Raw genomic sequence first — 8745 nt, 5'->3', positions numbered from 1 at the left:
ACCCGGAGGTTTCCCTCCCGGGTGGGCCGCCGCCGTGTGAGGAGCGCGGGACTCAGGTGGTGCTGGCGCCGGAGCCACCCGGAGCCGAACCCGCTCCCGAGCCCGAACCGGGCAGTCCCGGGAGGCTCGGCAGCTTGCCCTTGTAGGCGGTGATGCCCTGGACGACGGTGTCCATCACCGCGACGTCCGGCGACTTGTCGGCGATGTCGAAGCCGAAGTGCACCGAGACCAGCGACTTCCCGTCGGCGGACGGGAAGACCACGGTCTGCACGTAGCCGCTGTTGCCCTTGGAGACGTCCACCTTCCAGCGGACCAGGTAGCCGTCCTGGCCGTTGACCTTCACTGCCTCGGACTTGAGCTCCTGGTGCCCGGTGACGTCGCCGTACGAGTCCTTCGCGGCCGCCGCGATGTCGTTCTTGGCCGCCGCCTGGGCGTCGGTGCCCCCGCCGTCGATCCGGCCGGTGTTCACCCCGCCGAGGCTGCAGCTGTCCTTGCCGTCGGCGCAGGTGTACGAGCCGACGGTGATCATGGCGAAGCCGTCCTTGGTGGTGCCGGCCTCCCAGCCGTCCGGGACCGGCAGGGTGAGCCGGTTCACCACGTCGATCGCCTGGTCGGTGCCGGGACGGATCTTGCCGCCGCCCTTGCCGCTGCCGCCGTTCCCACCGCTGTTCCCACCGCCGTTCGCGCCACCGCTGCCACCGCTGCCACCGCTGCCACCACTGCCGTCGCTGCCGTCGCCGTTGCCGGGGTCGCCGAAGCCCGGGATGCCGCCCCACGGGCCGTAGCCGCCCTGCGGGGCCGGCCGGGCGCTGCGCGGGGCGCGGTCCTTGTGGCCGTCCATCGCGAGGTAGGTGATCCCCGAGCCGACGCCCAGGCCGAGCAGGGCGGCGACGGTGGTGGCGACCGCCAGTCGGGAGGGCCTGCGCCGCGTCTTGGCCGGCGGCCCGGCGGGCGAGCCGTAGGCGGTGCCGAAGGGCGGCGGCTCCGGGAAGCGCACGGTCGGGCCGCTGTCCAGCACCTCCCCCTCCAGCACCCGGGGCTGCTCGGCCGCTCCCGGCCCCGGGTCCGCGGCGGCGGTGGGCTCGGCCGGCGCGGCACCCGACGCCGCGGCGTCCGACGCCCCAGCACCCGACGCCGCGGCGTCCGAGGGCGCGGGCCGGGTGTCGGCCGTCCAGCCCCTGCCGTCCCACCACCGCTGCGGTCTCGGGTCGCCGGTGGTGTCCTTCGGATCCGGGTACCACCCGGCGGGAATCTGCTCGCTCACGGTAGAGAATCTAAAGGCAGCCGGATAAACGCGAAATCAGCGCAGCCGGGAATTCCTGGCGTTTTCGATGAGATTCCGGTGAGAACCGGGCGCGGCGGCTACAGCGGGGTGACGTAGGCCCCGGAGATGCCCCCGTCCACCAGGAACTCGCTCGCCGTGATGAACGAGGAGTCGTCGCTGGCCAGGAAGGCCACCGCGGCGGCGATCTCCTCGGCCCGGGCGAACCTGCCGAGCGGGATGTGCACCAGTCGGCGGGCGGCCCGCTCCGGGTCCTTGGCGAACAGCTCGCGCAGCAGCGGGGTGTCCACCGGCCCGGGCGAGAGCGCGTTGACCCGGATGCCCTCCCGGGCGAACTGCACGCCCAGCTCGCGGGACATCGCCAGCACCCCGCCCTTGGAGGCGGTGTAGGAGATCTGCGAGGTGGCCGCGCCCATCCGGGCCACGAAGCTGGCGGTGTTGATGATCGAGCCCCGCCCGTGCCGGCGCATGTACGGCAGCGCGGCCTTGCAGCACAGGTAGACCGAGGTCAGGTTGACCTCCTGGACCTTGCGCCAGGCGTCCAGGCCGGTGGTGAGGATCGAGTCGTCCTCGGGCGGCGAGATGCCCGCGTTGTTGAACGCGACGTCCACGCTGCCGTACGTCTCGTACGCCTCGTCGAACAGCGCCTCGACCATGTACGGGTCGGTGACGTCGGTGTGCACGAACAGCCCGCCGACCTCCTTGGCGGCGGCCCGTCCGGTCTCCTCGTCGAGGTCGGCGCAGACCACCTTCGCCCCCTCCGAGGCGAGCCGGCGGGCGGCGGCCAGGCCGATGCCGCTGCCCGCGCCGGTCACCACGGCGGTGCGGCCGACCAGCCGGCGGCAGACCACGGCGTCGTTGTCGCTCATCGGGCTCCTACTCCTCGCTGTGGAAGAAGACGTTCTTGGTCTCGGTGAAGTGGCGCAGCGCGTCCGGCCCCAGCTCCCGGCCCACCCCGGACTCGCCGAAGCCGCCGAAGGGCGTCCAGTAGCGCACCGAGGCGTGCGAGTTGACCGACAGGTTGCCGGCCCGTACGCCCCGGGCCAGGCGCAGCGCGCGGCCGACGTCCCGGGTCCAGATCGAGCCGGACAGGCCGTAGCGGGTGGCGTTGGCCAGGCGCAGCGCGTCGGCCTCGTCGGTGAACGGCAGCACGGCGGCGACCGGACCGAAGATCTCCTCGGTGACCGCCGGGACGTCCGGGTCCTCGGGGGCGACCACCGTCGGCGGGTACCAGTAGCCGGGCCCGTCGGGCACCTTGCCGCGGGCCAGCACCGGCAGGTCGGGGGTGACGTAGGAGGCCACCCGGCGGACCTGGGCGGCCGAGATCAGCGGGCCGAGCCGGCTCTCCGGGTCGGTCGGGTCGCCGGTGCGCAGGGTCTCGACGGCGGGCAGCAGCAGGGCGAGGAAGTCCTCGTACGCCTCGCGCTGGACCAGGATGCGGCTGCGGGCGCAGCAGTCCTGGCCGCTGTTGTCGGCGAAGGACATCGGGTCGGCGGCGCGGGCCAGGTCGGCGTCGGCGAAGACGATGCTGGGGCTCTTGCCGCCGAGCTCCAGGGTGACCCGTTTGGCGCGGGCGGCGCAGCGGGCGGCGACCTCCTTGCCGACCAGGGTCGAGCCGGTAAAGACGATCTTGCGGACGGCCGGGTGGTCCACCAGGGCCCGGCCGGTGGTCGCACCCGCGCCGGGGACCACCTGGAACAGGCCCTCGGGCAGGCCCGCCGCGAGGGCGAGTTCGGCCAGCCGCAGCGCGGTCAGCGGAGTGGCCTCGGCCGGCTTGAGCAGGACGGCGTTGCCGGCCGCGAGGGCGGGGGCGAAGCCCCAGGCGGCGATCGGCATCGGGAAGTTCCACGGCGCGATCACGCCGACCACGCCGATCGGCTCGTGGAAGGTCACGTCCAGACCGCCGGGGACGGGGATCTGCCGGCCGGTGAGCCGTTCCACTCCCCCGGCGGCGTACTCCAGCAGGTCCCGGACGTTTCCGGCCTCCCAGCGCGCGTTGGCCGGGAGGTGGCCCGCCTCGCTCACCTCCAGGGCGGCCAGCTCCGGGACGTGCACCTCGACCTGGTCGGCGAACCGGCGCAGCAGCCGGGCGCGGTCGCCGGGGGCGAGCCCGGCCCAGCCGGCCTGGGCGCGTACCGCCCGCCGGACGGCCGCGTCCAGTTGCCCGGGGGTGGTGTCCGGGACGGTGGCGAGCTGCTCGCCGGTCGCGGGGTTGCGGACGGTGCTCACGGGGCTTCCGCCCGCCGTCGGCTCGGTCATGCGTCACATCCGTTCGAAGGATCGGTAGCGCTCCCAGTCGGTGACCGCCCCGTCGTAGGCGGCCTGCTCGACCCGGGCCATGTTCAGGTAGTGCTCGACCACGTCGTCGCCGAAGGCCTCCCGGGCCAGTTCGCTGCCCGCCCACAGCCCGGCCGCCTCGCGCAGCGATCCGGGCACCCGCGCGTACTCCTCGACGGCGTAGGCGTTGCCGAGGCAGGGCGCGGGCAGTTCCAGCTTGCGCCGCAGCCCGTGCAGGCCGGCCGCGACCATCCCGGCCACCGCGAGGTAGGGGTTGACGTCGCCGCCCGGCACCCGGTTCTCCATCCGCAGGCCGGGTCCGTGGCCGACCACCCGGTAGGCGCAGGTGCGGTTGTCCCGGCCCCAGGCGACGGCGGTCGGGGCGAAGGAGCCGGGGCGGTAGCGCTTGTAGGAGTTGATGTTCGGCGCGTACAGCAGGCTGAACTCGCGCAGGGCGACCAGCTGCCCCGCCAGGAAGTGCCGCATGGCGTCGGTCATCCGGCCGTCCCGGTCGGCGAAGGCGGGCGCTCCGACCGCGTCGCGCAGCGAGAGGTGGATGTGGCAGCTGTTGCCCTCGCGCTCGTCGTACTTGGCCATGAAGGTGAGCGCGCAGCCGAGTTGGGCGGCGATCTCCTTCGCGCCGGTCTTGTACACGCTGTGCTGGTCGCAGGTGGTGAGGGCGTCGGCGTAGCGGAAGGCGATCTCGTGCTGGCCGAGGTTGCACTCGCCCTTGGCGGACTCCACCACCAGGCCGGCCCCGGCCATCTCGGTGCGGATCCGGGACAGCAGCGGCTCGACCCGGGCCGTGCCCAGCATCGAGTAGTCCACGTTGTAGAGGTTGGCCGGGGTCAGGCCGCGGTAGCCGCCCTGCCAGGCCTGCTCGTAGGTGTCGCGGAAGACCAGGAACTCCAGCTCGGTGCCGACGTCGGCGGTCAGGCCGTGCTCGGCGAGCCGGGCGAGCTGGCGGCGCAGCAGCTGGCGCGGGGCGGCGTCCACCGGGTGGCCGCCGTGCCGGGCGAGGTCGGCGGTGACCTGGGCGGTGCCGGGCTGCCAGGGGGTCAGCCGCAGGGTGGCGAGGTCGGGTCGCATCGCGAAGTCGCCGTAGCCGGTGGCCCAGGAGGAGAAGGCGTAGCCGTCCACGGTGTTCAGGTCGACGTCGACGGCCAGCAGGTAGTCGCAGGCCTCGGCGCCGTGCTCGGCGACCTCGTCGAGGAAGAACCGGGCGGCGAAGCGCTTGCCCTGGAGGCGGCCCTGCATGTCGGTGAAGGCGAGCGCGACGGTGTGCACCTCGCCGGCGTCCACCAGGGTGCGCAGCTCGTCCAGGGTCAGCGGCGGCCGGGGCGACGAGCCCGCGGCGCTCTGTTCGGACATGGCCGAACCCTCCTCCTCGATCACTCTTCGAGATCAAGCGGTCACAGCGAACCGTACGGCCTGCGGCTCGCGGGGCGGAAGAGGGCGGGCCGGTGTCGGGTGCCCTCGGCGCGCCGACGAGCGTGGCTGACGGATCATCAGGCGCTTCGGGTGGAGAATGCCCGCCATGGATCGCAGGCCTTTGATCGGCATCAGTACCTATCTGGTGGACGCGAGTTGGAGCGATTGGCGGGGGCGCCGGGTGGCCCTGCTGCCCGAGCGGTACACCGCACAGGTGCGGGACTCCGGCGGGATCGCGGTCCTGCTGCCACCCGACGCCCCGGAGCGCGCTCCGGAGGTGCTGGCCCGGCTGGACGGCCTGGTGATCGCGGGCGGGCCGGACATCGACCCGGCGTACTACGGGGAGCCGGCCCACCCGGCCGCCGAGCTGGACTCGCCGGAGCGGGACGCCTGGGAGGTCGCACTGCTGCGGGCGGCACTGGCGGCGGGGATGCCGCTGCTGGCCGTCTGCCGGGGGATGCAGATCCTGAACGTGGTGTGCGGCGGGACGCTGGTGCAGCACCTGCCGGACGTCCTGGCGGTCGACGTGCACGGCGGCTCGCCCGGGCGCTACGGCTCGCACCCGGTGCGGCCGGTGCCGGGAACGCTGCTGGGCGGACTGCTGCCGGAGAGCGAACTGGACGTGCCGACCTTCCACCACCAGGCCGTCGACCGGCTCGGGGCGGGCCTGCGGGTGAGCGCCCACGCTCCGGACGGGACGGTGGAGGCGGTGGAGGGTCCGGGGTTCGCCCTCGGGGTGCAGTGGCACCCGGAACAGGGGGACGACCTGCGGCTGATGCGGGCCCTGGTCCGGGCGGCCACCGCGGCGAGTCTCGACGCACTGGCACTGGGATAGCTCAACTGGGCTCGATGGGAGGGGAGTTCGTCGTGCCTGGCGGCTGCGGAGTGCGCCGGCTTCGGCCGCCTGAACGGCAACGACAACGGTCACCAGTACAGCCTTTGGATCTTTGTCGATTCTGCGGTTCACTTCGGTTGCGGGCCGGTCGCGTCGAGGCCCCCTTCCCACCTGTGCGCCCAGAGAGGACTTCCATGGCCGGGCACGAGCACTCGCACGATGATCATGCGCATGACCACGAGCACTCGCCGTCGCACTCACACGGTTCCGGCGGACACGGCCACGCGCACGGATCCGGCGGGCACGGCGGACACTCGCACGGCGTCGCCGCCGACGCGGACCGCCGCTGGCTGCTCAGCGCGCTCGCCCTGATCGTCGTCTTCATGGCCGGCGAGGTCGTGGTCGGCTTCGCCGCCCGGTCCCTGGCGCTGATCTCGGACGCGGCGCACATGCTCACCGACGCCGCCTCGATCGTGCTCGCCCTGGTCGCCATGCGGCTCGCCGCCCGCCCGGCCCGCGGCGGCTACACCTACGGCCTCAAGCGCGCCGAGATCCTCTCCGCGCAGGCCAACGGGGTCACCCTGCTGGTGCTGTCGGCCTGGCTGGGCTACGAGGCGGTCGCCCGGCTGCTTGAACCGCCGGAGGTCACCGGCTCACTGGTGCTGGTCACCGCGCTGGTCGGGATCGTGGTCAACCTCGCGGCCACCTGGTGCATGTCCAAGGCCAACCGCAGCTCGCTGAACGTCGAGGGCGCCTTCCAGCACGTACTGACCGACCTGTACGCCTTCATCGCCACCGCCGTCGCCGGTCTGGTCGTCCTCACCACCGGCTTCGCCCGGGCCGACGCGATCGCCTCGCTGATCGTCGTCGCGCTGATGCTCAAGGCCGGCATCGCGCTGGTCCGGGACTCCGGGCGGATCTTCCTGGAGGCCGCCCCGGCCGGAATCGACCCGGACACGGTGGCCGACCGGATGGTCACCGAACCGCTGGTCGAGGAGATCCACGACCTGCACATCTGGGAGATCACCTCCGGCCAGCCCGCCCTGTCCGCGCACATCCTGGTCACCCCCGGCGGCGACTGCCACGCGGTGCGGCGCTCCCTGGAGCGCCGGCTCTCGACCGAGTACGGCATCACCCACTCCACCCTCCAGGTCGACCACGTCGGCGAGGACCAGGCCGGTGCGCTGCTGCAGATCGCCACCCCGGCCGACTCCGCCGCCTCCGCTCCCGCCGGCGAGCACTGCGCCAACACCCACGGCCCGGTCCACCGCGCCGGACCGCACGAGCACTGAGAACCGGCCGTCCGTCACCCCGATGCGGCATGATCTGACACGTGACCGCACCGCGACTGATGCTGCTCGACTCCGCCAGCCTGTACTTCCGGGCCTACTTCGGCGTACCGGACACCCTGCGCTCGCCGCAGGGTGAGCCGGTCAACGCCGTCCGCGGGCTGCTGGACTTCATCGCCCGGCTGGTCCACGACCACCGCCCCGACGAGCTGGTCGCGTGCATGGACGCCGACTGGCGCCCCCAGTGGCGGGTCGACCTCGTCCCCTCCTACAAGACCCACCGGGTCGCCGAGGCGGCTCAGGACGGCGAGGAGGAGGTCCCCGACACGCTGGCGCCGCAGGTCCCGGTGATCGAGCAGGTGCTGGACGCCCTCGGCATCGCCCGGATCGGCTCCCCCGGCTACGAGGCGGACGACGTGATCGGCACCCTCACCGCCCGCGCCACCGGGCCGGTGCAGATCGTCACCGGCGACCGCGACCTCTTCCAGCTGGTGGACGACGCCCGCGGGATCACCGTGCTCTACCCGGTCAAGGGGATGGGCAACCTCCAGCTCACCGACGACGCGCTGCTGCTGGAGAAGTACGGCGTGCGCGGCGCCCAGTACGCCGACATGGCCGCCCTGCGCGGCGACCCGTCCGACGGCCTGCCCGGGGTCAAGGGCATCGGCGAGAAGACCGCGGCCCAGCTGATCGACGAGTACGGCGACCTCACGGCCATCCGCGCCGCCGCCCTCGACATCTCCTCCAAGCTCACCCCCGCCCGGCGCCGCAACATCGTCGAGGCCGCCGCCTACCTCGACGTCGCCCCCACGGTCGTCCGCGTCGCCGACGACGCCCCCCTCCCCACCTTCGACCCCGCCCTCCCCCGCGAGCCCCTCGACCCCATGACCCTGGAACACCTCGCCACCCGCTGGGGCCTCGGCACCTCCCTCGACCGCGTCCTGGAAACCCTCGCCACCCGCTGAGGCCCGCCCGCCCAGGGGCCCGCGTCCATGGGGAGTCGTCGGCGGCCTCACCCCGACCCGAGCGAGGCCGCCACTCCGATACGCGGGAAGGCCGGAGCGGCGAGGCGTAGCCGAAGCGGTGCAGGGGTAGGGGCCGGCGATGACACCGAAGCCCGCTCCCGCCGCCCCGCATCCCGATGCGGCAGCGCTCGACACCGGCGTCATCGCCGCAGAATGGCAGAGGCTGCTCGGGGAAGCCCGGAACGCCGACTGGCCGGAGTACCGGGCGCTCGTCGAGGCCGCCTTCGAAGAGCCGGTCCTGCGCGAGTTGTACCCCTACACCAGCCACTGGGCGCTGAGCTTCGCCACGGGACCGAACGTCCCCTTCGCCACCCCAATGTTCCTCTCCGTGCAGTCCCCGCACGAAAGTCGCCTCTACACCATCAAGAAGTCCTGGAACGGCCCGACCCTCGCGGAGGTCGACTCGCCCACCGCCGCCATCGCCTTCGTCCTCGATCGAGTCCCCGGATTCTTCGGCCCTGGCGACGTTCCTCCGCCGCAGTCCGACGCATCTCACAGGAAGTCGACCGGATGACTCTGCTGGCGAAGTCGTTCGGGGCAGGTGTGGGACAGTGAGTGCCGACAAGGTGCCTGTCTGTAGGGGTGGTTGTGCTTCGTCCTGGTGAT

General features: G+C 73.0%; 8 protein-coding genes. 4 read left to right on the top strand and 4 right to left on the bottom strand.

Annotated elements, in window-relative coordinates:
* Positions 1 to 52: 52 nt before the first annotated feature.
* From ACFRAR_RS37265 to ACFRAR_RS37250, 4 genes are all read right to left on the bottom strand, one after another.
* Positions 53 to 1264 (bottom strand): DUF2510 domain-containing protein, encoded by a 1212-nt coding sequence (locus ACFRAR_RS37265; RefSeq protein WP_380704629.1) that lies wholly within the window; start codon positions 1262 to 1264, stop codon positions 53 to 55.
* Positions 1265 to 1362: 98 nt separating this feature from the next.
* A complete protein-coding gene (locus tag ACFRAR_RS37260) occupies positions 1363 to 2151 on the bottom strand; it encodes a 3-oxoacyl-ACP reductase (protein WP_380704627.1) in 789 nt (262 codons plus the stop codon).
* A gap of 7 nt (positions 2152 to 2158) precedes the next feature.
* Positions 2159 to 3541 carry an aldehyde dehydrogenase family protein gene (locus ACFRAR_RS37255; protein WP_380704625.1) on the bottom strand — a complete coding sequence of 461 codons (1383 nt, stop codon included), beginning with the start codon at positions 3539 to 3541 and terminating at the stop codon, positions 2159 to 2161.
* Between the two features lie 3 nt (positions 3542 to 3544).
* Complete coding sequence (locus ACFRAR_RS37250; RefSeq protein ID WP_380704623.1) at positions 3545 to 4930, bottom strand: glutamine synthetase family protein; 1386 nt, start codon at positions 4928 to 4930, stop codon at positions 3545 to 3547.
* Positions 4931 to 5096: 166 nt separating this feature from the next.
* On the opposite strand from ACFRAR_RS37250, the gene ACFRAR_RS37245 reads away from it, so the two are divergent.
* The 4 genes from ACFRAR_RS37245 to ACFRAR_RS37230 all read left to right on the top strand — a co-directional run bounded on the left by ACFRAR_RS37245 (position 5097) and on the right by ACFRAR_RS37230 (position 8653).
* Positions 5097 to 5825 (top strand): gamma-glutamyl-gamma-aminobutyrate hydrolase family protein, encoded by a 729-nt coding sequence (locus ACFRAR_RS37245; RefSeq protein ID WP_380704621.1) that lies wholly within the window; start codon positions 5097 to 5099, stop codon positions 5823 to 5825.
* 194 nt (positions 5826 to 6019) lie between these two features.
* Positions 6020 to 7117 carry a cation diffusion facilitator family transporter gene (locus ACFRAR_RS37240; RefSeq protein WP_380704618.1) on the top strand — a complete coding sequence of 366 codons (1098 nt, stop codon included), beginning with the start codon at positions 6020 to 6022 and terminating at the stop codon, positions 7115 to 7117.
* A 59-nt stretch (positions 7118 to 7176) separates the two neighbouring features.
* Positions 7177 to 8079: a 5'-3' exonuclease H3TH domain-containing protein gene (locus ACFRAR_RS37235; RefSeq protein WP_380704631.1), complete on the top strand. Its 903-nt coding sequence runs from the start codon at positions 7177 to 7179 to the stop codon at positions 8077 to 8079.
* A 139-nt stretch (positions 8080 to 8218) separates the two neighbouring features.
* Positions 8219 to 8653, top strand: a complete 435-nt coding sequence (locus ACFRAR_RS37230) for a DUF6193 family natural product biosynthesis protein (RefSeq protein ID WP_380704616.1) — start codon at positions 8219 to 8221, stop codon at positions 8651 to 8653.
* Positions 8654 to 8745 lie beyond the last annotated feature (92 nt).

Source organism: Kitasatospora sp. NPDC056651, assembly GCF_042792155.1.
GTDB lineage: Bacteria > Actinomycetota > Actinomycetes > Streptomycetales > Streptomycetaceae > Kitasatospora.
Note: the sequence above shows the minus strand (reverse complement) of the source record. Positions and strands in the feature narration are given on the sequence as shown.